Annotated in this window: 16 protein-coding genes and 1 tRNA gene; 7 read left to right on the forward strand and 10 right to left on the reverse strand. The window is 39.6% G+C overall.

From position 1 onward, the window contains the following. Window positions 1-15 precede the first annotated feature (15 nt). The gene (locus BQ5338_RS07710) at window positions 16-6009 is read right to left on the reverse strand and encodes a carboxypeptidase-like regulatory domain-containing protein (RefSeq protein ID WP_071146238.1); all 5994 of its coding nucleotides are present in this window, start codon (window positions 6007-6009) and stop codon (window positions 16-18) included. Between the two features lie 246 nt (window positions 6010-6255). After that, window positions 6256-6342 (reverse strand) — tRNA-Ser (locus tag BQ5338_RS07715). A 323-nt stretch (window positions 6343-6665) separates the two neighbouring features. On the opposite strand from BQ5338_RS07715, the gene BQ5338_RS07720 reads away from it, so the two are divergent. Beyond that, window positions 6666-8327 carry a putative transporter gene (locus BQ5338_RS07720; protein WP_071146239.1) on the forward strand — a complete coding sequence of 554 codons (1662 nt, stop codon included), beginning with the start codon at window positions 6666-6668 and terminating at the stop codon, window positions 8325-8327. Between the two features lie 112 nt (window positions 8328-8439). On the opposite strand, the gene BQ5338_RS07725 is transcribed toward BQ5338_RS07720, so the two are convergent. Both BQ5338_RS07725 and BQ5338_RS07730 read right to left on the reverse strand, forming a co-directional pair. Beyond that, window positions 8440-10098 carry an AMP-binding protein gene (locus BQ5338_RS07725; protein WP_071146240.1) on the reverse strand — a complete coding sequence of 553 codons (1659 nt, stop codon included), beginning with the start codon at window positions 10096-10098 and terminating at the stop codon, window positions 8440-8442. 105 nt (window positions 10099-10203) lie between these two features. Then, a complete protein-coding gene (locus BQ5338_RS07730) occupies window positions 10204-11364 on the reverse strand; it encodes a dicarboxylate/amino acid:cation symporter (RefSeq protein WP_071146241.1) in 1161 nt (386 codons plus the stop codon). Between the two features lie 114 nt (window positions 11365-11478). Here BQ5338_RS07730 and gnd point away from each other — a divergent pair, with 114 nt between their 5' ends. From gnd to BQ5338_RS07750, 4 genes are all read left to right on the forward strand, one after another. Further along, window positions 11479-12951: a decarboxylating NADP(+)-dependent phosphogluconate dehydrogenase gene (gene gnd / locus BQ5338_RS07735; RefSeq protein ID WP_071146242.1), complete on the forward strand. Its 1473-nt coding sequence runs from the start codon at window positions 11479-11481 to the stop codon at window positions 12949-12951. A gap of 57 nt (window positions 12952-13008) precedes the next feature. After that, entirely contained in the window at window positions 13009-14490 is a 1482-nt protein-coding gene (zwf, locus tag BQ5338_RS07740; protein ID WP_071146843.1) for a glucose-6-phosphate dehydrogenase, read from the forward strand. After that, the gene (gene pgl / locus BQ5338_RS07745; RefSeq protein ID WP_071146243.1) at window positions 14487-15197 is read left to right on the forward strand and encodes a 6-phosphogluconolactonase; all 711 of its coding nucleotides are present in this window, start codon (window positions 14487-14489) and stop codon (window positions 15195-15197) included. Before zwf ends, pgl begins: the two co-directional genes overlap by 4 nt. Before the next feature lie 397 nt (window positions 15198-15594). Next, entirely contained in the window at window positions 15595-16302 is a 708-nt protein-coding gene (locus tag BQ5338_RS07750) for a DUF1003 domain-containing protein (RefSeq protein ID WP_071146244.1), read from the forward strand. 387 nt (window positions 16303-16689) lie between these two features. On the opposite strand, the gene BQ5338_RS07755 is transcribed toward BQ5338_RS07750, so the two are convergent. From BQ5338_RS07755 to BQ5338_RS07780, 6 genes are read right to left on the reverse strand one after another with little or no spacing between them, the layout of a single operon-like run. After that, a complete protein-coding gene (locus tag BQ5338_RS07755) occupies window positions 16690-17388 on the reverse strand; it encodes a LytR/AlgR family response regulator transcription factor (RefSeq protein WP_071146245.1) in 699 nt (232 codons plus the stop codon). Between the two features lie 3 nt (window positions 17389-17391). After that, complete coding sequence (locus BQ5338_RS07760; RefSeq protein WP_071146246.1) at window positions 17392-18453, reverse strand: sensor histidine kinase; 1062 nt, start codon at window positions 18451-18453, stop codon at window positions 17392-17394. A 26-nt stretch (window positions 18454-18479) separates the two neighbouring features. Next, on the reverse strand, window positions 18480-19700 hold the full coding sequence (locus BQ5338_RS07765) for an ABC transporter permease (protein WP_071146247.1): 1221 nt from the start codon (window positions 19698-19700) through the stop codon (window positions 18480-18482). A gap of 17 nt (window positions 19701-19717) precedes the next feature. Further along, a complete protein-coding gene (locus BQ5338_RS07770; RefSeq protein WP_071146248.1) occupies window positions 19718-20461 on the reverse strand; it encodes an ABC transporter ATP-binding protein in 744 nt (247 codons plus the stop codon). Between the two features lie 36 nt (window positions 20462-20497). After that, window positions 20498-21697, reverse strand: coding sequence for an efflux RND transporter periplasmic adaptor subunit (locus BQ5338_RS07775; protein WP_071146844.1), 1200 nt, complete (start codon window positions 21695-21697; stop codon window positions 20498-20500). Window positions 21698-21751: 54 nt separating this feature from the next. Beyond that, window positions 21752-23083 (reverse strand): TolC family protein, encoded by a 1332-nt coding sequence (locus BQ5338_RS07780; protein ID WP_071146249.1) that lies wholly within the window; start codon window positions 23081-23083, stop codon window positions 21752-21754. Between the two features lie 259 nt (window positions 23084-23342). On the opposite strand from BQ5338_RS07780, the gene BQ5338_RS07785 reads away from it, so the two are divergent. Continuing rightward, a complete protein-coding gene (locus BQ5338_RS07785; RefSeq protein WP_071146250.1) occupies window positions 23343-23561 on the forward strand; it encodes a DUF4492 domain-containing protein in 219 nt (72 codons plus the stop codon). Between the two features lie 10 nt (window positions 23562-23571). Next, on the forward strand, window positions 23572-25125 hold the full coding sequence (locus BQ5338_RS07790; RefSeq protein ID WP_071146251.1) for a cytochrome ubiquinol oxidase subunit I: 1554 nt from the start codon (window positions 23572-23574) through the stop codon (window positions 25123-25125). The last annotated feature ends 6 nt before the right edge of the window (window positions 25126-25131 follow it).

Here is a 25131-nt window from a genome sequence, read left to right on the forward strand (position 1 = left end):
GCTTTATGCTAAAGGTCACTTAATTATCACCGATTTCATCTTTTCATTTCCATAGAAGGTAGGAAAGTACATTAACTCTGCCTTTGCTGGATTGAGAGAATATTTTCCGGTATATCTCGGAATAAGTTCGATGGTGAAGTGATGTTCACTTTTAGTGAGTTTGTTGCTGAAAATGACAATCTTTTCTTTGAAATATTCTCTATGCATTTCTTGCCAGTAGTTACCTCTCTCTTTTGTTTCGTAGGAGCATCCGGCAGGAATAGGTATTTCTATTTGAACATATTCGGCATCGGCATCGACCTTTACACTCACTTCGAGTTTAGCTACTTTGCCTGCTTTTAGATATGAAATGGTATCTTTATTTTCCATAAAGAAGGTTTTTACTGTAAAGCCTTTCTTTGATTCAGGTAGCGGTTTTTTATTCCATTCTTGTTGATAGGCTGTTACAAACAGAGGTAATGTGCCTCCTTTTTTAATATTGATAAGTCCTTTAGACTTTATTTGTTCAGTATAAGGGAACTTTGAAATTCTGTGCTCATTCACATACATATATGTTTCCTTATATTGATCATTTTTGCTCAACATATCTGGCATGATCGTTTCGATGATGCCAGATGACTCATAAGTATTCTGCCATGATCCATCTTGACGGCGTTCGAAAAAATAGTTTCTTATGTTATTCAGCTCCGTTTCATGTCCGTCAATATTCCTTAGAAGCCTATAAGCTATCAATGTATTTTCGGTATTGTTCTCATAAGGTAGGATGAAGCTAAGAGACTGTTTATCACCTTCTTTCGTATTTCCCCAATACATTGCCCCAAGCATAGTTTTATACGAGTCTTTCATTAAAGAATCTATATCTATCTGATCTTTCAATCCAATAGCAGACATCGTTAGCATCGATTTTAGCTTATCATTCACAGTACGGCTTTTTAGCTGCTCGTTAATTTGTTTAAAATATAGAGCGTAGTCGATTGGAGCATTCATACGTTTCAATAGCATAAGTCTGTCGAGTAACTCTTGCTTGGCCAATGGTATTTTATCCGGAGTAGTTAATCTCAAATTAGCGAGTCCGTCTTTTAGCTCCGCTTCGAACGTATTACATAAGCTGTTCTTATTCAAATAGGTTTTATATCCTGCATTCTCAGCATCTAGCATCGCACTTATGACCTGCTTCGATATCCATGATACGGTTTTTTCTTTATTCCACCATCCCCATAAGCCTTCTGAATTGCGATTTTTATTCAGAGAGTTAATCAGATTATTTATTTTTTGATCGTCTTTAAATTCTTTTCCCAACATCTCAGCGATTCGTTTCTTCGATAGCATCGCTTTTATTTTAGAAGCCATTTGCTCATTACACATATACGGATAACGCTCTACTTTATCAATCTCCCGAAGAAATACCTCGAGACTCGAAGCTTCGGCATGAATTGTAGTTGTACCTAATGTAGGATCTATATTGAGAGCATGCGTCGTTGTATCATTGATCACTCTAAAGTCGCCATGAGTTTGCAACATGCCCTGTTCAAGTATAGGAATAGATTGTTCTTCTCCATCAAAATAGCCATTCTGCATTTTCAATGAATAAGAGACTGTAAGACTGTCTCCTGTTTTAGCTTTGACGGGAATATAATCTATATGTGATGTAAGTAGTTTTATCTTTTCTTGCTGTATACTTCCTTTTAGATCAATACTTCGATCTACTTGAATCGTATCACCAAAATGATTGATTATTCGCCCAACAGCATTCAAACTATCGTCTCTAATAGCAAAGCGCGGAGTAGAAAGACGTGCGGTCAGGGCTTTAAACGATTTTATTGTCATTTGTTTTTTGTCAGTCTGCTTTTTGTTGCCAATGGCTATAAAGTAAGCATTCCAAGTTGTAATATCGTCAGGATAGGTGATCTCAAATGACGCTTCTCCTTTTTCGTTCGTTTTCAACTTTGGTTGCCAGAAAGCATCATCATGAAAATTCCGACGCATGGAGTTTCCAGCTTGTGTTGGCATAGACTTTGTATCATCATTTTTGTCAGTTGCCGTTGCACTCAAAGTATTGGTTTGAATCATAATAACACCATCTTTAGCTCTAGTGCCGTATATTGCTGTTGCACTATTGTCTTTCAATATATTTAGAGATATAATAGAACTTGCATCGATGTCTTCTAACTTGCCACTATACGGTAAGCCGTTAACTAAAATAAGAGGATTGGAATTTTTTGAATCACTCGAAGAACCTCTAATTGTTAGCCCTGCAATGCGTCCTTGTAATGTCTGTCTATCTAGTGCAGTATTTGAAGAATTATCATTGATAGTAATAGTAGACCCTGTTAAGAAGGATTTCTGCTCGCTTCCATATCCAACGACAACCACTTCCTGCAAACTTTGAGAATCCTCATTAAGCACGATTTTATAATTGTAACCTTCTGAGTATTTTACTTTTTTAGGAACATATCCTATATAAGTAAAAATGATTTCATCGCCTGCCTCTCCTGCCAATTCGAAATATCCGTCTAAGTCGGTAGTTGTCCCTACTTTGGTCTTATTTATAGTAACTGAAGCTCCAATAATTGGTTCCCCAAAATTATCGTATACTATACCTGTTATGATGCCTTTACGAGCATTGCTTTTTTTATAGCTTCCTGTTTCTTGTGCCGGAACGCTTATAATACTATCTATCTTAAAAGAATTATTGATGTATGGATTTCGACTAAAAACCTTTCTTGTATCTCGCTGAAATAAATTAAATGCTGTTTTAGCCAATTTGCTATTGGTGTCATATTCTATAGAGTCTAGTCTAAGGTAGTTTTGTCCGTTTGGGTGTAACGTTACTATTTTGCTATATGATGTAGAATCATTGAGTGCTATAGTTACGACCATATTGCCTACAGATAAGCTGTTGAAATTTCGAGTACCTCCGTAGAATAGCTGATAATCTTTGATCTCTTCTTTTTTCTCCGGTACAATAAGTATTAAAGAAGGCTTTATGTCCAAACCTTTGGTATCTTTTCCTAGATATAGGCTTAATCGACATTTATTATAATGTCTGTAGTTAAAGTTGGCAGAACCATTTGAGCTAGACAATGTGGTGATTAAACGCTTATTGAATTGTTCCCGAATGTTACTTGGGGTGAGTAGCTGTTCCTTGAAATTTGTTTTAGGAATATATTTTGGAATAGATCGCTGAAAGGGTAGGGCATTCCAGCTTTTTATCTTCTGATAATTGTTATATAAAAGATATTTGTTTCCTCCTTCAATTTCTATATTTGAAACTAGCTTATCATCAATATATAGAGACGCCATATTAGAGATACCATTCATGAAATTGCGAGAAGGAAAGGGTCCTGCAAGAATAGCAGAATTTATAGATCCTCTTAATGTACCATTATAACTGTTTCTCTTTATGTTGTTCAGATAATAATTTGTGTTACCTGAACTTATATAAGCCGGTAGCTCTAAATTTTCCCTTAAGTTAGGTAGTGCTAATCTGCCAAAGGTATTGTCCACAGTGATTAATTGCGATGATAACTGCTCAATCTCTTTTTCGCTCAATTCATTCTGCTCTTTCTTTTTTAATAGTTTCGATACCAACACAAATGGAGCAATGTCTTCATCTTGAATAGCTGTGCGAACATATGGAATCTTAGCATTAAAAGATAGAATATTTTTTGCTCCCTCCTCAATGCTCACATTATATACAAATATTTCTCGGTCATGCGTACGAAATTTCAGATTGTGTTTACCGGGAGTTACACAGAATGAATAGACATCAAGTTGCTGTGCCTGATCAAAATAATACAATCGTTGATCAATCCATAACATATGTACTCCTTGTAAAGCTCCATCTATAACGATGTATGGTGAAATTTGAGTTGTACCATCTATACTAGGCTCTGCATAAGAATAGTAGGTGTTGGGGTATAAGAATTTATAATATTCGACGGTATCCAATGCCATCTTGTCTTTCCATTTTCCCCATGTCATTTCAGCGCTTCCGGCAATGGAATTCTCTTCTGGATCATATTTTTTATTTGTAAACCCTTTGGCTTGTACGTATTTCCCTTTTATTGCTAAATCAGGCATTGAGTAGCTCTCAAATTTGGAAGTAAATGAGTAAGCAGTAATATCAACGTTGTTCACGGGCATTCTATTCTTATCGGTTACTGATACCAGAACATTTGTTTTTTGTCCCGGATATACGGAGGTTGGAGTAGAAACATCTATTGATATATTCTTCTGTGCGAAAGGAAGAGATTGCTTTATGCTTTTGCTCTCCTCTCCGAAAAGATAGGATAGTTGCATACTATAACCTTGCTCCTTTTTAGCTTTTACTGAGTAATTCAATTGTGTTGTATATCCTTTTGCTATTTCTTTATCTTTTCTGCGTATAATAGCATACCAAAAGGGTATTTGTGCAGGGTTATCCACAACGAGATATATCGAATCATTTTGGCGATAGAACTTGTATGCAAGTTGTTCTTCTCTTATATCGTCTAAAAAATAAGATTTTGTAGTATGCTTTGTTTTGATTGTAACGTCTGATGCTATCCAAGATACGGGCATGGAGTGTGGCAGCATGACAGAATCTACAGATAATATTGATCCATTTTCTCCTGCGATACTAATTTCAGCCATTATCTCTTGTGATTTGGCTTTATTCAACTCTTTCATCGTCAAGATGCCTTTCGATAAAGAGAAATCAATTGTATAGTCATCCGCCTTTTGTGAGAGTCTTTTTGATATAGTTCTTTTTTCGTTATCAGCACTCACGTATGTACACCTTACTTGATAATTGATAGATACATTTGCAGGGAAAATAGAATCGGGCAAGATAATCTCTTTTTCAGATAATCCGCTCATATCTACAGTCTGTGTCCATAATGTGTCGGGGATAAAGACTGACTGTGCCTTTTTTATTTTGTATTGATCAAATGGATTGGGTGTGACCAGAACGTCTACTTTACCATCATATACAGCCATCTCGTTTTCGTCTGTTACTTTAAATTTAAGTTTGACAGAATCTCCTTTTTCGTATTCTTCTTTCTCCGTTTGTGCGGTAAATTGAAGGCTCTTCAGTTCATAATCTTCGTATCTGAACCGGGAGCTGATTTCGTTATCTCTGTCTTTTCTTGTATTTAAAGCAATGGTATAATTGTTATCTAGCTTCAGATTAAGACTATCTGATAGCTTAAATTGATATTCATACATTCCTTGGCGATAGGATTTAAGATTTGCTAATGTAGTGTCTATCTTGTTCGGATAATAGCTGAATAGTTTTATATCAATAGGCTTGTCATAAGGTTCTCCGTTACGATTAGCCATGTAAGCTTTAAGTTTTACTGTTTCTCCTGGTTTATACTTTGGTTTGCTGAATACAATAAATCCTGTATATTTATTTTTTGTTGGACGATCATTGGGGTTGAATAACCTGTGAAAATTATACTTCGTTCTGCGCCATGTAGTTTTAAACATGTTGCTTTTATAGCGATATAGGTTCTGTTTTTCTATCTCAATATAATGATAAACCCCTTTATTGTTGACCTCTATTATTTGCTTGTTTTCTGCATTTTTTGTGTTGTAAGTCTGAGTGTTTTTGTCGAACTTGAGCGTTCTCGATCCACACCTCACTGTGGCATCATCTATCATATTGCCTAATGAGTCGTATAGGCAAAGCATCATTTGTTTGGCTGTCACAATTTTAAAGTATAAATCGTCGACGATATGATCTGTATACACAAGCTTATTACCTTCTGCTTTTACAATGATATAATTACCTCGAGAGAGTTTGGGGATATTGCCGTCTAAAGGGATTTTGTTTACCAATAATCGTAGCATATCCTCTTCAATAGGCTTATTCTGAAGGTGAATCTTTCGTAAATCATCTTTGCTTATACTATATATATATCGCTCTGATGAGTTACGTCTACTGTCGGATAATCGGGTTTGTCCAAATGCGGTAAATGAGATAACTAATAGTATAGTTGCTATGATAGTTGAATGTGTTTTCATTGTAGTATTTTATAAAAGAAGTCTATCAATTGCAAATCTAGAAAATAATTGGCTAAAAGGAAAAATATTGTCGTGCTTTTATTATACTCAAAGTCATATTTATACGATAGGTCACACTGTTTAATTAAGAAAATAAATGGTGTCTCTGTCTTATCAAAAAAAGAAAGATCCTTATAAAACTTTCGTCTTACAAGGATCTTTCTTTTTTGGCTTTGTTTTGGTGTCACTATTGTTTCACCTCCGTTGCGGAAGCGGGGGGATTCGAACCCCCGGTACAGTTACCCGTACGTCAGTTTAGCAAACTGGTGGTTTCAGCCACTCACCCACACTTCCTTTACCCGCATTTTCTCTCAAATGCGGTGCAAATATAGGATGAACTTTTGGACTACGCAAGTCTTTCTCTAATATTTTTTTAACTGTAGGCGCGTTAAACACTCTAATAATCTAATTTTCAAATAGATAAGAAATTGTTAGAGCTTTCATTTTTTTAGAGTTACAATGTTTTTATAATTACCTCTGATGGTAACTCTTTGTTCGTTGAATGGAACGATAGAGTAAGTAGCATGCTTTTGTAAAATTCGTTATGCCTCTTCTCTGTAGAATAGATGAATAGTTGTATCTTTGCAGCCCGATAAACCAGTTAATCGGTATAACACATGGAATGGATCTATAATTTATTCGTCGAGCATTCGGCTTTGCAAGCGGTGGTAGTTGTCTCATTAATTTCTGCCATTGGGCTCGGATTGGGTAAAATACATATATTTGGTATCTCTCTTGGAGTGACCTTTGTCTTTTTTGCCGGTATTCTCGCCGGGCATATAGGATTGTCAATAGATAGCCAAATGCTCAATTATGCGGAAAGTTTTGGATTAGTGCTTTTTGTCTACGCACTTGGTTTACAGGTTGGTCCCGGTTTTTTTGCTTCTTTTCATAAAGGAGGGGTGAAGCTAAATATGTTGGCTATGGCTATTGTACTAATGGGTACTATGCTTACAGTACTGGCTAGTCTCACTATCGGGATTTCGCTACCTGATGCAGTAGGCATCTTGTGTGGAGCAACAACGAACACTCCTGCGCTGGGTGCGGCTCAGCAGACACTCAAACAGTTGGGCTTGGGGAGCAATTCACCTGCACTAGGATGTGCAGTGGCCTATCCGCTGGGAGTGGTTGGTGTTATTCTTGCTGTGCTGGTCATTAGAAAAATATTTGTAAAGAAGGCTGATTTGGAAGAGAAACAGAAAGATGATACTAATAAGACATACATTGCCGCCTTTCAAGTACATAACCCTGCTATCTTTAATAAGAGTGTTAAGGATATTGCGCATTTTAGTTATCCAAAGTTTGTAATATCTCGTTTGTGGAGAGATGGCAACGTTAGTATCCCTACAAGCGAAAAAGTAATGAAGGAAGGCGACCGATTGCTGGTTATTACTTCGGAGAAGGATGTGCTGGCACTTACGGTATTGTTTGGCCAGCAAGAGAATACAGACTGGAATAAGGAAGATATTGATTGGAATGCGATAGATAGTCAGCTGGTATCTCAGCGTATTGTTGTGACTCGTCCCGAGCTGAATGGAAAGAAGCTTGCTTCTCTGCGCTTGAGAAATACTTATGGTATCAACATTAGTCGCGTCTATCGTTCGGGAGTGCAGCTGCTCGCTACACCTGAGCTAACTTTACAATTTGGCGATCGTCTTACGGTGGTAGGTGAAGCTGCTGCCATTCAAAACGTGGAGAAAGTGTTGGGTAATGCTGTTAAGAGCCTTAATGAACCTAATATGGTGCCTGTGTTTATTGGTATTGTGCTTGGATTGGCCATAGGCGCTATTCCTTTGGCTATTCCTGGTGTAAGTGCTCCGGTAAAGTTGGGGCTAGCTGGTGGGCCTATTATTGTGGGTATTTTGATTGGAACTTTCGGTCCGAGACTTCATATGGTAACTTATACTACGCGCAGTGCTAACCTGATGCTGAGAGCTTTAGGTCTTTCTATGTATTTGGCTTGCTTAGGGCTAGACGCAGGTACCCACTTCTTTGAAACGATCTTTCGCCCTGAAGGATTGCTTTGGATAGGAGTCGGTTTTGGTATGACGGTTATTCCTGTTTTACTTGTGGGCATCGTTGCCTTTAAGTTTATGAAGGTAGACTTTGGTTCAGTAGTGGGAATGATTTGTGGAAGCATGGCCAATCCGATGGCACTTAACTATGCCAATGATACCATTGCGGGTGATAATCCTTCTGTAGCTTATGCCACCGTTTACCCTTTGAGCATGTTTCTGCGAGTAATTATAGCTCAAGTAATTCTGCTCTTTTTCTTATGACACTCACATTTGTTTAATGAATAAACCTTGGCAATTTAGCGAATCAAACTTGTAGGTTTATCGTTAAATGGCCAAGGCAGTAGGTTCATTTATCTCTTGTCCAAAAGCTTTCTTAGCCTTTTGCTTCTTGATATAAGAATCTTTTAATGCTCTTCTTTGGAGTCTTCTCAAACTCTTCAGGATATATTTTCATTTTTGCAATCTGCGAGTAGGAAGGTAATGATTCATTGAGAGTTATGCGATTCTCTTCCATAACCCGTTCCATGTCTCCATTTCCTAATCCATGAGCAAATGCGTCTTCAAAGTCCGGGTAGACTAATCCGACAAGTTTCTCGTTTTGTTGTACAATGATACTCTCGGCAACATAGGGTAGATTGTTGAGCCTGTCTTCTATTTCTTCTGGATAGATATTTTGTCCGCTACCACTAAGCAGCATATTTTTGCTTCTTCCTTTGATGGTGATGTTACCTTCGGCATCCATTAAGGCAAGGTCACCGGTGTGTAGCCATCCATCTTTATCGATCACTTGAGCGGTAGCTTCTTCATTTTTATAGTAACCCAACATCACGTTGTCCCCGCGGCATATAATTTCGCCTACTACATTCTCCGGATCAGGGGAGAGAACTTTCACTTCCATACGTGGCACTGGCTTTCCGCATGAGGCCGGTTTAAATTTTTTCCAATCTTCGTAACAGATGATAGGGCCGCATTCAGTCATACCATAGCCTACGGTATAAGGAAATTCTATCATTTGCAAGAATTGTTCCACATCTTGATTGAAAGCGGCGCCACCAATTACTACTGCTGCAAAGTTTCCACCAAAAGCGTTTATCATTTCTTGGCGGACGGTAGCTTTTATTTTATCATTGATGATAGGTACTCTAAGTAATATCTTCATAGCCAAGCTCTCCAACTTAGGCAACACATTCTTCTTAATAATCTTCTCGATAATCAGAGGTACCGCGACTACCAGATTGGGTTTAACTTCGGCAAAAGCCTGGAAGATAATTTTAGGGCTGGGGGTGCGTGTCAGAAAGTATATTTGGCAACCTACGGAGAACTCATATAGAAACTCGAATGCTAATCCGTACATGTGAGCCATGGGAAGCATTGATACTATCTTATCACCGGGATTTAAATGTAATACCTCGTAAGCAAATGTCGTATTTGACCATAGGCTACGGTAGGGCAGCATCACACCTTTCGAATAACTTGTTGTTCCCGATGTATAGTTGATTGCTGCCATTTCTTCGGGCTGATCTTTATGATAATTGATATGTTCTTGCCGGAAGTTCTTGGGATATTTTTTGCCAAATAACTCGTTCAGATGTTCGCGCGCATTGGTTAGTTTTTCGCTTCTCGATAGTAAAACGGAGAAATCATTTACCAACACGATACCCTCGAGTAGCGGCATGGCACTTTCATTTAGATTTTCCCATACCACATCACCCACAAAGAGAAGTTTGGCTTCGGAATGGTTAACGATATGGTGTACATTGTCTGCTTTAAATTCATGCAGAATAGGAACAATAACTGCTCCATAAGTTATCGTAGCTAAGAAAGCGACTCCCCAGTGGGAGCTGTTTTTGCCGCAAATGGCAATCTTGTCTCCTTTCTGAATTCCGCTCTCTTCAAAAAGAATATGTATTTTTTCAATTTTGCGGGCTACGTCTTTATATTGAAGAGTGGCTCCTTTATAATCGGTTAAGGCATCCAAATCCCAGTTATTTATGATACTGTTTTGAATGTATGCGATAAAACTGTGTTCCATTGTTTTTTGCACATTTAGTTTAAAACTGCGCAAATATAGGCTTTTATCTGTGCATCACAAATAAAAAGAGTAGAAAAGTATCGGAGGCTTCACTTATTCCTGGCTCTATGCTTTCTTCATTATTTTATCAATAATAAGTGCAATGGCTCCGTCACCTGTAACGTTACAAGCCGTACCAAAACTATCCATGGCAATATAAAGAGCAATCATCAATGCTTGCGCAGACTGGTCGAATCCAAGAATAGATTGCAAGATACCTAATGCAGCCATAATGGCTCCACCCGGAACTCCGGGAGCAGCAACCATGGTGATACCTAACATGAAAATAAATCCGGCAAACATCGGGAAATCATGAGGCATGCCTTGCATTATCATTAAAGCTAAGGCGCAGGCTACTATTTTGAGAGTACTTCCAGATAGGTGTATAGTGGCACAGAGAGGAATAACAAACCCGGCTATATCTGCAGAAACGCCATTTTTCTTGGTTTGTTCTAATGTTACAGGAATGGTGGCTGCAGAAGATTGTGTGCCCAACGCGGTGAAATAAGCAGGCATCATGCGGCCTAGTAGCTTGAAGGGATTTCGTTTTACGAAAAGTGCGGCAATGGAATATTGAAATATGAGCAAAAAGATGTGAAGAAAGAAAATGATTCCGATGATTTTGATAAATACTATTAAAATAGAATAGACCTGTCCGGTAGAGGTCATGCTCAGAAAAATGCCAAATATATAAATGGGCAGTACAGGCAAGATGACGGAGTTGATCAACAGAAGAATAATATCTTGGAAATCTCTTGCTACTTCTTTGAGTGCATTGCTCTGTAAACTGGCAAGTCCCAACCCGAGGGTGAAAGCAAGAACGAGAGAGGTCATCACGCTCATTAGCGGAGGAATGGCTACTGAAAAGTAGGGAAGAATACTTTCACTTTGTTTTGCTATCTCAAGTGGCACTCCGGGAGTAATTAGCATTGGAAATACGCTTTGCCCCACAAAGTAGGACAGAAAGCCGGAGAATAGTGTGGCTCCATAGGCAATGAGCACAGTGATGAGGAGCAATTTACCTGCTCTATTGCCAATGTCGGCAATGGCGACGGTCACTAAGCCGAGTATAATAAGAGGTATAGAGAAACCAAGTAGCTCGCTAAAAAGTCCGTTGAAAGTGCTAAACAAGCGCACTATTGGAGATGGGAGGAAATAGCCGGAAATGATGCCTAACATAATGGCAATGATAATACGAGGCAACAGACCTATACGCTTTATTTTCATATTAAGATTGTATTGATGGATGCAAAAGTAGTAAATTCTCCCGAACAAATGCATGAAGCATATCGTTATACTCGAAAATAAGAATAAGAAACATACATTCCAAATATAAAAAATATGGATAATAAGAAATCGGATATAGGTCTTATTGGCCTAGCAGTGATGGGAGAGAACCTTGCTTTAAATATGGAAAGCAAAAATTGGCAGGTTTCAGTGTATAATCGTACGGTAATCGGAGTAGAAGAAGGTGTGGTCGATCGTTTTGTGAATGGGCGTGCCAAGGGAAAGAATGTACAAGGCTTTACTGAGATCAAAGATTTTGTTGAATCATTGGCGGCACCTCGCAAGATAATGATGATGGTGCGTGCCGGAAGTGCTGTGGATGAGTTGATGGACCAACTATTTCCTTTACTTTCTGCAGGAGATATACTGATTGATGGTGGTAATTCGAATTATGAAGATACTAACCGGAGAGTTGAACTGTCAGAATCGAAAGGTTTTCTTTTCGTTGGCTCCGGAGTATCCGGTGGAGAAGAAGGAGCTTTGAATGGGGCTTCTATTATGCCTGGTGGTTCTGCAAATGCATGGTCTCAGGTTAAGCCTATCTTGCAAAGCATTGCGGCTAAGACATCGGATGGTACTCCCTGCTGTGAGTGGGTAGGTCCTGCCGGGTCAGGACATTTTGTGAAGATGATTCACAATGGTATTGAGTATGGAGACATGCAGCTAATAGCTGAGGCTTACTGGATGATGAAGAATCTTTTGAGTGTTGATCATGAAGAAATTGCTTCTATCTTTGCTGGCTGGAATGAAGGAAAACTACGGAGCTACCTCATTGAAATAACGGCCAATATATTGAAGCATAAAGATAAGTCAGGTGACTATCTGGTAGATAAAATATTGGATGCTGCCGGACAGAAAGGAACAGGCAAGTGGTCGGTGATTAATGCGATGGAACTCGGTATGCCACTGGGGCTTATAGCCACTGCTGTATTTGAACGTAGCTTGTCTAGTCAAAAGGCTTTGCGCGAAACTGCTTCACATAGCTATAAACACGGACATCTGCAAGCGGTATACAACAAACCGGAGTTGGTGAAGGATGTTCATTCGGCACTTTATGCTTCTAAGTTAGTGTCTTATGCGCAAGGGTTTGCCGTATTACAGAAAGCATCAGATGCATTTGGTTGGAACTTGAATCTTTCATCAATCGCTCGTATGTGGCGGGGTGGGTGCATCATTCGTAGTGTATTTCTTAATGATATTGCAGCTGCATTCGAAGCTAAAGAAAAGCCCGAACATTTGTTGCTCGCTCCTTACTTTAAAGAAGAGATGAGACAGTTATTGCCGGGTTGGAAAAATTTGGTCGCTGCAGCAGTACGCGAAGAGCTACCTGTACCGGCATTTTCTTCTGCTCTGAATTATTTCTATTCTTTGGTCTCGGAAAAGTTACCAGCCAACATGGTTCAGGCACAGCGCGATTACTTTGGTGCCCACACCTTTGAGCGTACGGATAACTTGCGCGGAGTATTTTTCCACGAAAACTGGACCGGACATGGAGGGGATACGAAGTCGGGTACTTATAATGTATAACAGTTTATTTAAAATGAGATTATGGTGAATGATAAATATACAGAACGCCCTTTCGTTATGGTCATCTTTGGTGCTTCAGGCGATTTGACCAAGCGTAAGTTGATGCCTGCGCTCTATTCTTTATATAAAGAAGAGCGTTTGCCGAAAGAACTTTCAATACTAGGTATAGGGCGAACGGTATATACCGATACTGACTATCGCTCTTATATATTAAAAGAAATAAAGCTTTTTCTGAACTCATCTGAGCAAGATGGACCGATGATGGAAAGTTTTGTTTCACACCTTTATTACCTCTCTATTGATCCTGCGATTGAGAGTGAGTATGGCCAACTAAGTTGTCGCCTTGAGGAATTGAGTGGCGAAGAGCGCCCCGATAATTTACTCTACTATTTGGCTACTCCACCATCTTTGTACGGAGTGATTCCGTTACATCTTAAAAAATGGAGACTGAATAGTAAGCATGCGCGCATCATTGTAGAGAAGCCTTTTGGATACGATCTAGAGTCGGCTCAAGAGCTCAATCGCATTTATTCTTCGGCATTTGATGAACGCCAAATCTACCGTATTGATCACTTCTTGGGTAAGGAGACTGCGCAGAATCTGTTGGCTTTTCGTTTTGCAAATGGTATATTTGAACCGTTGTGGAACAGAAACTATATTGACTATGTGGAAGTTACGGCCGTGGAAAATCTCGGTATCGAGCAGCGTGGCGGATTTTATGATACAACAGGAGCATTGCGCGATATGGTGCAAAATCATTTGATCCAGTTGGTTGCACTGACGGCTATGGAACCGCCTGCTGCATTCAATGCGGATAGCTTCAGAAACGAGGTGGTAAAGGTTTACGAATCTTTAACTCCCCTCAATGAAGTGGATCTGGACGAGCACATTGTGCGCGGACAATATACAGTATCCGGTTCAAAGAAAGGTTATCGTGAGGAGAAGAATATTCCTGAGGATTCTCGTACGGAAACCTATATTGCCATGAAGTTGGGAATCAGTAACTGGCGTTGGAGTGGAGTACCTTTCTATATTCGTACTGGTAAACAGATGCCTACGAAGGTGACTGAGATAGTGGTACACTTCAAAGAAACTCCTCATCAGATGTTTCGCATGGCGGGAGATAAAGCACCCATTGCCAACAAGCTTATTTTGCGCTTACAGCCCAATGAAGGTATTGTGCTGAAATTCGGGATGAAACTTCCCGGCCCCGGCTTCGAAGTAAAACAGGTGATGATGGATTTCAGTTACGATAAATTGGGTGGTGTGCCTTCCGGTGACGCTTATGCTCGACTGATTGAGGATTGCATACAGGGAGATCCAACCCTCTTCACGCGGAGTGACGCTGTTGAAGCATCATGGCGCTTTTTCGATCCGATACTTCAGTATTGGAAAGAACATACGGAGGCACCTCTGTATGGATATCCAGCAGGCACATGGGGGCCGCTTGAAAGTGAGGCAATGATGCATGAGCATGGAGCTGAGTGGACTAATCCTTGTAAAAACTTAACGAATACTGATGAATATTGCGAGCTATGAAAAAAAATATTTATTCCTCTTCTATAGAGACGGCACGCGCATTAATTCTGCATATCGTTAACTTGGTATTGAATGAACCGGACAGGATGTTCGATATTGCATTTAGCGGTGGTAGCACTCCTGCATTGATGTTCGATTTGTGGGCCAATGAATATAAGGCAGTGACGCCTTGGGACCGTATCAGGGTTTGGTGGGTAGACGAACGTTGCGTGCGTCCTGAAAAACCAGACAGTAATTATGGTATGATGAGGATGCTTTTACTGGATGTGGTTTCGATTCCAGAAGCTAATATCTTTCGTATCATGGGAGAGAATAAGCCTAAGGAAGAAGCAGCTCGCTATTCAGCACTAGTGAAGGAGCATGTTCAGTCACAGGGTAATTTTCCTGTATTTGACATCGTATTGCTTGGTGCCGGAAACGACGGGCATACCTCTTCTATTTTTCCGGGGCAAGAGCAATTACTTATTTCCCCCGAGATTTATGAGGCTACCTACAATCCGAATACAGGGCAAAATAGAATAGCCCTTACCGGACAACCAATTATTAATGCTGCTCAAGTCATCTTCTTTATTATGGGTAAAGACAAAGCTGATGTTGTTTCTGAAATTTGTCAGTCGGGAGATACGTGTCCGGCTGCATATATAGCCCATCATGCCGGCGAAGTATTATTCTTCTTAGATCAGGCAGCAGCAAGTAAGCTTCAATAGCTTATTCTTTACAAATTGCTTTATTCTTAGATATCATATAAGTTCAGCGTGTTGAAGTAGTTAATTCAGCACGCTGATCTAGTTAATTCACCGCGGTGAATTAACTAGATCAACAAACCCCTCTCAGGAGGCTTGTATCGGTACCTAACTTATCTTTACATTATTCCTTCTTTATCGTTTAATTCTGGTATAACTCAATAGATATTATCACGAAGAATTTCCTTTTGTAATCCTTCTGATTAACCATTACTTTTCCATTCGTTAGCTATTTTTGTTTTATTATTTGTGTACGTAGTACTTTCTGTCTATATTGGTACGTCAAAATATAAATTTTGAATACAAGGAGTAAACGCCTGATTTAGATATTGCTAAAGAAACTAATTTAATAACAAATAGTATGGAAACCTTCATTAGTGATTTGTCTAACAAAGAATATCCGATTGCGGATAGAGTATCAGCAAAATCAGTAAGACTACCTATCATGCAATTGATAAGAAATGAACATTCCAATTTTGCAGACAACCAATATTTATCTTTGAGTGAATTGGATGTTTATAGAGAGAAACACATTGAGATTTTTATGAAAAAGCAAGTTGGTAAGATTACCAAATTAGAAAAAAGAGTCTTAACATCGCTGAAGGATAAAAAAACTATTTCTGATACAATTGAACGGGAAGATGAGCCTGTTTTAACTTTCGGACAGCGGGTTGCCGATAAGATTGCCGATTTTGGAGGTAGTTGGACCTTTATTATTTCGTTTCTGGTATCTTTGTTGGTCTGGATTTGTTTGAACATTCTCTGGCTTGCCAATAAGGGGTTTGATCCATATCCTTTTATTTTGTTAAATCTGATTTTGTCCATGTTGGCAGCCTTGCAGGCACCTGTTATTATGATGAGTCAAAACAGGCAAGAATCTAAAGATCGAGATAGGGCAAAGAAGGATTATATGATTAATCTGAAGTCTGAATTGGAAATAGAGATGCTTCATGAAAAGATTGACCATCTAATAATTAATGAGCAACAGGAATTGCTCGAAATTCATAAAACCCAGTTGGAAATATTATCTGAAATCTTGAAGAGAGTTGAGAGTATGCAAGAAAAGTGATTCTTCTAATTATTTCAATATATTTTAAACTTAGCTTAGTTAGTCCAGTTAGCATCTTTTTTAGTTTTTTGTATTATTACTCCGACAACTTTTCGACAACTTAAACCATCGTCCGACAACTTTTCGACAATTATTTAATGTCATATATGGAGCTATTCTCGGAATATCATTTCGCCTGTAGCGCCCTGTGGCAAACAAAAAATACTCCCTGATCCGTTCGCTTACGGGGGGAGTATTTACACAAAAACTAAACTAGACTTAACTAAACTATTCTATTGCGGAGTTTCACAACCCCTATCTGTTCTCTGCAAAGATATGTATTTGTTTTCTTTTGTGCAAACAGTAATCGACAAAAGAGCGTTTTCCATCGATAAAACACTTGTTGATTTAACTTCTTTCATCCAAGAAAAGCTGAAAGGCTTGTTTATAGCTGTCACTAATAGGAATATAAGTTTTATCGAAGACTATTCTTCCGCGATCTATGATCCGTATTTTCTCTTTCTGAACGATGAATGAGCGGTGTACACGCATGAAATGGCTACTTGGTAGCAATTCTTCCATTGACTTCATACTCATTAAAGACAAGATTGGCTTGACGCTATCTTCAAGATATATCTTTATATAATCTTTTAACCCTTCTATATAAAGGATCTTTTTTAATTCTATTTGTATGAGTTTATAGTCGCTTTTTACATAAATACTCTCTTTTTCTTCGGGTTTGTGTACTAGTTCGAACCACTGCACAGCTTTGTTGGCTGCCTGAAGAAAATCGACATACGAAATGGGCTTCAAAAGATAGTCGAGTGCGTTGACTCGATAACCATCTATCGCATATTGACCGAAGGCGGTAGTAAACACGATACGTGTATGAGGGTCTATCATTTGAGAGAATTCCAAACCATTCAGTTCGGGCATCTGTATGTCCAGAAATAACAGGTCTGTTTCATTAATTGGCAGTTCCTTCATTGCCTGCATGGCGCTAGAGTATTTTCCTATTAACTTCAGAAACGGAGTCTTATTGACGTAACTTTCCAATAAGCTGAGTGCTAAAGGTTCGTCATCTATAATTGCGCAATTGAGTACCATAATTTAAATTTTTGAAGGCATGAGGTATAATCTTGATATATATTCTTTTCCATTTTCTGAGATATATTTATCCCAAGTATAGTGCTTCGAATAGAGCAATTCTAAGCGTTTTTGCACTTGCTCCAGACCAATGCCCGAACCGCTTTTATCCATCTTTTCGTTTTTAGGATGGTAACTATTGATTATTTCGCAGCATATTTTGTTCTTATGCTCGGAAAGGAGGATGCGTATGAAACTGGGTTCTGTAGGAGAAATGCCGTGTTTGAAGGCGTTCTCTATCAGTGATATGAAAATCAAAGGAGCAATTTCAGTTTTACTGTCAGAACGGATATCTATTTGCGTCTCTACTGTAACGTTGCTGGTAAGGCGTATGCGCATCAATTCAATGTAGTTGCGAATAAAATCAGCTTCTCTGCCTAGTGGTACAAAGGTTTGCTGATTCTCGTAAAGCACATGGCGGAGTAGTTTACTAAGTTCCTGAACTGCTTGTTGAGCCTTATCGGTGTCGAAAGTTATTAAGGCGTAGATATTATTCAAGGTGTTCAGTAAGAAATGAGGATTTAATTGGTTGCGCAAGTTTTTTAGTTCTGCTTCCGTACGATTTTTTTCTGCTTCGCGTCGAGCTGATTCCGACACTCTCCATCGACTACTCATGCGAATAGCTATACTAAGTCCTATGGCAAATATTAAGCTGACGATGTCGCGAATGAAAAAGATCAATCTTGGGGGACGCTTATATTTATACATCGAATTTGGATCGATAACGGGTGGCATATCCATCTTTTGCCATACTTGTAAGGCTGCTCCGATGCCAATTAATAGTATTACATTATATATTATGTATTTTCGGGTTTTTTCGTTGAATAAAAGACGAGGAATTAGAAAGAAATAGTTTACATAAAAAATCACCAAAAAGGAAAAGAGTACTGAGGTATGACGAAAGTAAGCATTCCAGTCAACACTGTTGTTTTCTCGTTCCATGAAGAATGGGTAGCCAAACACAATGCTCCAGCTGATGATATGTATCATCGCTTCGAGTGTACGATTGGTGGTTTGTAATTTCATGTTTACAAATATAATGTTTTATTTCATTATTCGTATCTGATAGCATCTATTGGATCAAGATCGGCTGCTTTTTTTGCAGGATACCATCCAAAGAATACTCCGGTTACGGTACAAACAGCAAAACTCAGAACGACACTCCATGGCTGTATGTAAATAGGCCAATGAGCGAATATCTTTACTCCGAAGGATGCTCCAATACCGAGAATAACACCGATGATACCTCCGGTAATACTGATTAAGATTGCTTCTATGAGGAATTGACTCAAGATGTCTATTCCACGGGCACCAACAGACATACGTAGTCCGATTTCACGAGTACGCTCTGTAACACTGACGTACATGATGTTCATGATCCCGATTCCTCCTACAATAAGGCTGATGCCAGCAATGCATGCAAGCAGAGTTGTCATTAAGTCGGTCGTAGAGTTGAGCATAGTACTTAACTCTTGCTGAGAGCGAATATTGAAATCATCGTCGTCTGTTATTCTAAGTTTGTGATTGGTACGTAAAATAGAGCTTACTTCCGTGATGGCTTGCTCGGTCATATCTTCGGTGAGGGCAGATGCCATAATCCCTTGTAGATAAGTCACTGCGAGCATACGTTTCATTACCGTAGTGTAGGGAGCCAAAACAACTGCGTCCTGATCTTGCCCCATCGTATTATAGCCTTTTGCTTTGAGCACACCTACTACACGAAAGGGTATCTTGTTGAAGCGGATCACGTGTCCTATAGGGTCGCTTCCATCAGTAAACAGATTGTCGACAATGGTTTTTCCGATGACACACACTTTGGCGCTGCTCTGTATGTCGGCATCAGTAAACATATCACCGTTTTCTACCGTAAGTTGTCGAATAGAGAGATATTCAGTGTTTACTCCATTGACGCTGCCTGGATAATTATTGGCTCCATAGATAAATTGTCCAGAGCTACTAACGTTTGGGCTAATGGCTGCAAGATATTTTGTGTTATTTTGCAGAGACTGATAATCTGTTAACTTCAATGTTTGCATAGCAGAGGGATCTTGACGTACACCACCTCGCATATCGGCTCCGGGGTTAATCATGATCATATTCGATCCCATTTCGGCTATCTGGCTTTGGATACTTTTTTTCGATCCTTGTCCGATGGCAAGCATGGTGATGACCGAGGCCACACCAATGATGATACCAAGCATGGTAAGGAAGGCGCGAAGCTTATTGTTGGCCAATGCCCGTAGGGCTATTTTAAATAAATTTGTTCCATTCATAATGTGTGGTGGATATGTTAGAGTTCTTGGGGCATCGGTAGTGCAGCTAGTGTTGCAGCGGCCGAATGTATACTCGAGTTGATTTTATCTTCCTTGACTTGCCCATCTCGCAGCACAATGTTGCGACTGCTATATTGTGCTATTTCTGGGTTGTGAGTGACGAAGATAATTGTACGCCCTTCTTTATGCAATTGCTGAAAGAGAACCAAGATATCGAACGATGTACGTGTGTCGAGATTACCGGTTGCTTCATCGGCCAATATCACGGCAGGATTATTAACCAATGCTCGGGCAATAGCTACGCGCTGCATCTGTCCTCCACTCATCTGATTGCTTTTATGCATCAGACGATCTCCTAGTCCTACAGCTTCTAATGCTTCTATGGCTCGCTTTTTCCTTTCGATGCTATTCACACTAGCGTTGTACATCAAAGGTAATTCCACGTTTTCGATTGCTGTGGTTTTGGCAAGCAGGTTGTAACTTTGAAACACAAAACCTATTTTCCGATTGCGAAGTACGGCGCGTTCATTTTTACTCATGCTGCGCACAGATATGCCGTCGAGCAGATACTCTCCGCTGGTAGGAGTATCAACGCACCCCAACGTGTTGAGTAAGGTTGACTTTCCTGAACCGGATGTACCCATAATGGTTACGAATTCTCCTTCTTCGATAGAAAACGAAACGCCCCGGAGGGCATGTACCGTTTCTTCGCCTACCTGAAAATAGCGCTTAATATCATTCAGTTCTATAATTTTTTTCATTGCTTACTTCGTTGTAACATTTACTAGCTTAGACTATTATTTCTTTTTGTTGCCTCCTGGACGGGTAGGCATGAATGGAGATGATTCTTTTTGCTCTCCGCCTTTTACTGCTGATGTGTCACTCATCTCTCCAGGCATTTTACCAGCTACAGCATCGGTTATGATGAGTGTACCTTCGGCTATACCGCTTGTTATTTCTGTTAAAATGCCGTTACTAATGCCGACTTGTACTTCATGTGCAGTGAAAGTATTTCCTTCTCGTGTCCATAACTTATGCTTGCCCTGGCAATCTACTACTTTATCTTCAGTGCCAATGAATGATTTTTCGGGAGTGAAGCGCAATGCTTTGGCAGGAACGGATAATACACCGTCTCTTTCAAGTGTGTAAATAGTGATGCTGGCCGTAAGTCCCGGTTTCAACTTTAGATCCAGGTTTGGAGCAGATACTACCACTTCGTAGGTTACAACATTGCTCGTGGTGGTTGCTTCCTGACGCACTTGGGTCACTTTTCCTTCAAAGGTATCGTTAGGATAAGCATCAACGATAAAAGTAACGTGGAGTCCTTGACGAATATCGCCTATGTCGGCTTCATCAACGTTGGCCACTACTTGCATATTGGTCAAATCTTTGGCTATGGTAAATAGTGTTGGTGTGCTGAAAGACGCAGCTACGGTCTGTCCTTCCTCTACGGCTCGGCTTAACACGATGCCGTCGATAGGAGAATAAATAGTAGCATATCCAAGATTTGTCTCGGCTTTAGCCAAATCGTTCTTACTAATATCATACGAATTCTTTGCTTTCTCATAAGTATACAAAGATGTCTCGTAGTCAGTGTCCGATACTAATTGTTTGGCATGTAGAGTCTTTATACGGGTATAGTTCTTTAGCTGATATTCGTATTCGGTTTTGGCATTTGCCAATGTACTCTTCTTACTAGCCAACTCATTCAACAAATTGGTTTTATCAAGCTGGGCAATGATTTGCCCTTTTTTTACCACGCTATTGTAATCGGCATAGATTTTATTGACTATACCGGATACCTGTGTACCGACTTCTACTTGTGTAACAGGCTCTATTGTCCCCGTGGCCGTAACAGAGTTACTAATATTGCTCTTGATAACTTTGACTGATTCAAAAGTAACTTTATTCTTAGGTGTTGGTCCCCAGAACAACCATATAAGCGTTCCGGCTATCACCACTGCGACAATGATGAGAATGATTTTCTTCTTATTCATATATTGTTCTTTTATTGATAATGCTGACTTGTGCTCCTGCATTGATATTGCAATTTATAATTTGATGCTTTCTCCTTGATAGAAATGTAGCAATTGTGTGTTTAATATCGCCATATATTTAGCTTGAAGAACCTCTTGTTTGGCAGCCAACAGATTGTTTTTTTCAGTGAGTAATTCTACTGTATTCTTCATTCCCAAGTTAAACTGTTCGTCTATCAGATCATAACTAACTTGAGTACTGCGCAGTTTCTCGCTTGCAGCAGCATAACTTTGCTGTGCGCTGTTGGCATCAAGCCAAAGTCCTTCGATGGTTTTGAAGAGATTCTTTTCTTCATCCAGCATATTTAAAAGGCTTGTTTCTTTTTGCAGTTTAGCCTTCTCTACAGCGCTTTTCGTTTTTCGGTTATTAAATATAGGTACGGATAAAGTGAGGCCAACCGAGTTATTCCAGCCATTTTTTACTTGCTGCTCGAAGGTGAAGTCGCTGCCACTGGTGTGACTGGTTCCTGTTCCCGCTGTCAAATCAAGAGTGGGAAGGTATCCTGCGCGTGCAATGGCTACCTCCATTTCGGAAGTCTTAATGCTAAGCTTGCTTGCCTCGATCTCCGGTCGTAATGTTAGGGCAGCTTTGTACACATCTGTTTTTGTGGGAAGCAGGGTTAGTACGTCTTGGTCGCTAAGAGCAGGCATGGAGATTTGCATCTCTTCTTCTCCATCCAGCTCCAGCAACTGTTTTAATTGTAACTTGTAGTTTTGTAAAGTGGCTTGTGCTGTGACGAGTTGATATTTATCTGTGCTGCATTGCGATTCCAGCTGTGCATAATCACTCTGGGCAATGGAGCCGGCTGCTAACAGTTCTTTGGCGCGATCTCTCTGTGCTTCCGATACCTTTAAGGTGTTTTCGTTGATTTTAGCTGATTCGGCTGCATAAAGAATCTGCACATATATTTGTGTGATTGATGTTTCTATTTCATTCTTCGATTGTTCTACGGTCAGTTCGGCTATTTGCTTGTTTAGCTTCTCTTGTTCAACCGTTTTGAGCAGTTTGCCTCCGTTGTACACCGTCCACGAAGCATTTAGACCATAACTTCCGTTATAGCTATTTTTTTTCTGATTCGTATCTTCTGTTAGTTGGCGGTTTACATAGTTGTGACTACTGCTGAAAGATAGGTTAGGAAAGAGGGCTGCTTTAGCTGTCTTTATATCAACACTGCTGCTCTCTGCAGTAATACGATTTTTGCGGATGCTGATATTTTGCTGCATGGCATAATCTATACAGGTAGCGAGAGTCCATTCTGTTGGACGATCTTGTGCCTGTACATTTATGCCTAGCCCCATTGTTGCTATACAAAGCATTGTTACTGTCAATCTTCTTAGGTTTATCATATTCTGCTTCTTTTGATTTCTGTAAACAAAGATATCTCTGTTATATACCTCTTGCAAAAGCGATAGACCGTTGTTCACTATCTATCTGCCAATGCATCTAATTCATCGATATTCAATTGTCTATTTGACTTATATTTTAGCTTTTATTCGACTTTTCTTCTTTTACATCGATCATTCTTTGTCGATAATTGGTTTATTCTAAACTTATTTATTAGTTTTGCAATTGTTGAATAGATGTCAATATTGAATAGATAACAAGATGAAACAAATAATATTACGTGTATGGTATTTCTACCTCGAGGGCTTTCGAAGTATGACGCTTGGGCGAACTCTGTGGTTAATTATTTTAATTAAACTCTTTATTATGTTTTTTGTTCTTAAAATATTCTTCTTCCCTAATTTCCTTAATAACCGCCCTGAGGGTGAAAGTAAAGAAGAATATGTGGGTAATGAACTTATTAATCGTGCAATTCCTTAATATTTAATATATGATAGATAGTATTGATACTTCGTTGATTGATTGGTCGAGGGCGCAATTTGCTCTTACGGCTATGTATCACTGGATTTTTGTTCCGCTTACGTTGGGACTGGCTGTGGTGATGGGTGTAATGGAAACTGTTTATTACAAAACAGGTGATGAATTCTGGAAGCACACAGCCAAGTTCTGGATGAAGCTTTTTGGTATTAACTTCGCAGTGGGCGTTGCTACCGGTCTTATTCTGGAGTTCGAGTTTGGGACCAATTGGAGTAATTACTCATGGTTTGTGGGCGACATCTTTGGTGCTCCTCTTGCCATAGAGGGAATTTTGGCTTTCTTTATGGAAGCAACATTTATTGCAGTGATGTTCTTTGGATGGAACAAAGTGAGCAAAAGGTTTCACTTAGTATCTACCTGGCTCACAGGTCTAGGAGCTACGATATCTGCTTGGTGGATTCTGGTGGCTAATGCCTGGATGCAGTATCCTGTTGGGATGGAGTTCAATCCTGACACGGTACGTAATGAAATGGTCGACTTTATGGCTGTTGCCACTTCGCCCGTTGCAGTAAATAAATTTTTTCATACGGTACTTTCCAGTTGGGTGCTGGGTGCTGTGTTTGTAGTGGGTGTGAGTTGCTGGTTCTTATTGAAGAAGCGAAATCAAAAGTTTGCTTTGGCAAGCGTTAAAGTTGGCGCAGCTGTAGGATTGGTGGGTATTCTATTAACAATGTGGACCGGAGATGGTTCAGCTTACCAGGCAGGTCGTACGCAACCGATGAAACTGGCTGCTATGGAAGGTTATTACCATGGACAGAATGGTGCAGGATTAGTTGTTGTAGGTATGCTGAATCCTGACAAGAAAACATATGATGATGGCAAAGAGCCTTTCATATTCCGTATTGCTGTTCCTAATTTACTTTCTTTACTGGCTCAGCGTGATTTCAATGCATTTGTTCCCGGAGTGAATGATATCATGGAGGGAGGTTACATGTTGAAAGACGGTACGATTGCACTTTCTGCTTCTCAAAAGGTAGAGCGTGGTAAAAAGGCCATTGCTGCATTGGCGTCTTATCGTTTGGCTAAAAAGAGTGGAGACAAAGCGACTGCCGATTCAGCTTATGCTATTTTGCAAAGTAACGTTGCTTACTTCGGTTACGGCTACATTAAAGATGTGCACGAATTGGTGCCGAATGTTGCTATTACGTTTTATGCTTTCAGGGTGATGGTCTTACTCGGAGGTTATTTCCTACTCTTTTTTGTTGTTGTTTTGTTCTTGGCTTATAAAGATAAGTTGGCTTCTTTGAAGTGGATGCAATGGGTCGCTCTGCTTACTATTCCGCTAGGTTACATAGCTTCTGAAGCCGGATGGGTCGTTGCCGAATGTGGCAGACAGCCATGGGCTATACAAGATATGCTCCCCACTTCTGCGTCAGTATCAAGACTGGGAGTTGGTTCTGTACAAACTACATTCTTTATTTTCCTTGTTTTATTCACCGTTATGCTGATTGCCGAAATAGGCATTATGCTTCGTGAAATAAAGAAAGGTCCTCAAATTAATGATTAAAAAACT

The organism is Bacteroides ihuae (assembly GCF_900104585.1).
In the GTDB taxonomy this organism is placed as follows: domain Bacteria; phylum Bacteroidota; class Bacteroidia; order Bacteroidales; family Bacteroidaceae; genus Bacteroides; species Bacteroides ihuae.

What these genes read in the sequence shown, in the direction of transcription:
- BQ5338_RS07790 (WP_071146251.1), top strand. Translation starts at nt 23,572, where the DNA reads ATGATAGATAGTATTGATACTTCGTTGATTGATTGGTCGAGGGCGCAA.
- BQ5338_RS07780 (WP_071146249.1), bottom strand. Translation starts at nt 23,083, where the DNA reads ATGATAAACCTAAGAAGATTGACAGTAACAATGCTTTGTATAGCAACA.
- BQ5338_RS07720 (WP_071146239.1), top strand. Translation starts at nt 6,666, where the DNA reads ATGGAATGGATCTATAATTTATTCGTCGAGCATTCGGCTTTGCAAGCG.
- BQ5338_RS07760 (WP_071146246.1), bottom strand. Translation starts at nt 18,453, where the DNA reads ATGAAATTACAAACCACCAATCGTACACTCGAAGCGATGATACATATC.
- gnd (WP_071146242.1), top strand. Translation starts at nt 11,479, where the DNA reads ATGGATAATAAGAAATCGGATATAGGTCTTATTGGCCTAGCAGTGATG.
- BQ5338_RS07770 (WP_071146248.1), bottom strand. Translation starts at nt 20,461, where the DNA reads ATGAAAAAAATTATAGAACTGAATGATATTAAGCGCTATTTTCAGGTA.
- BQ5338_RS07730 (WP_071146241.1), bottom strand. Translation starts at nt 11,364, where the DNA reads ATGAAAATAAAGCGTATAGGTCTGTTGCCTCGTATTATCATTGCCATT.
- BQ5338_RS07775 (WP_071146844.1), bottom strand. Translation starts at nt 21,697, where the DNA reads ATGAATAAGAAGAAAATCATTCTCATCATTGTCGCAGTGGTGATAGCC.
- pgl (WP_071146243.1), top strand. Translation starts at nt 14,487, where the DNA reads ATGAAAAAAAATATTTATTCCTCTTCTATAGAGACGGCACGCGCATTA.
- zwf (WP_071146843.1), top strand. Translation starts at nt 13,009, where the DNA reads ATGGTCATCTTTGGTGCTTCAGGCGATTTGACCAAGCGTAAGTTGATG.
- BQ5338_RS07765 (WP_071146247.1), bottom strand. Translation starts at nt 19,700, where the DNA reads ATGAATGGAACAAATTTATTTAAAATAGCCCTACGGGCATTGGCCAAC.
- BQ5338_RS07725 (WP_071146240.1), bottom strand. Translation starts at nt 10,098, where the DNA reads ATGGAACACAGTTTTATCGCATACATTCAAAACAGTATCATAAATAAC.
- BQ5338_RS07755 (WP_071146245.1), bottom strand. Translation starts at nt 17,388, where the DNA reads ATGGTACTCAATTGCGCAATTATAGATGACGAACCTTTAGCACTCAGC.
- BQ5338_RS07785 (WP_071146250.1), top strand. Translation starts at nt 23,343, where the DNA reads ATGAAACAAATAATATTACGTGTATGGTATTTCTACCTCGAGGGCTTT.
- BQ5338_RS07710 (WP_071146238.1), bottom strand. Translation starts at nt 6,009, where the DNA reads ATGAAAACACATTCAACTATCATAGCAACTATACTATTAGTTATCTCA.
- BQ5338_RS07750 (WP_071146244.1), top strand. Translation starts at nt 15,595, where the DNA reads ATGGAAACCTTCATTAGTGATTTGTCTAACAAAGAATATCCGATTGCG.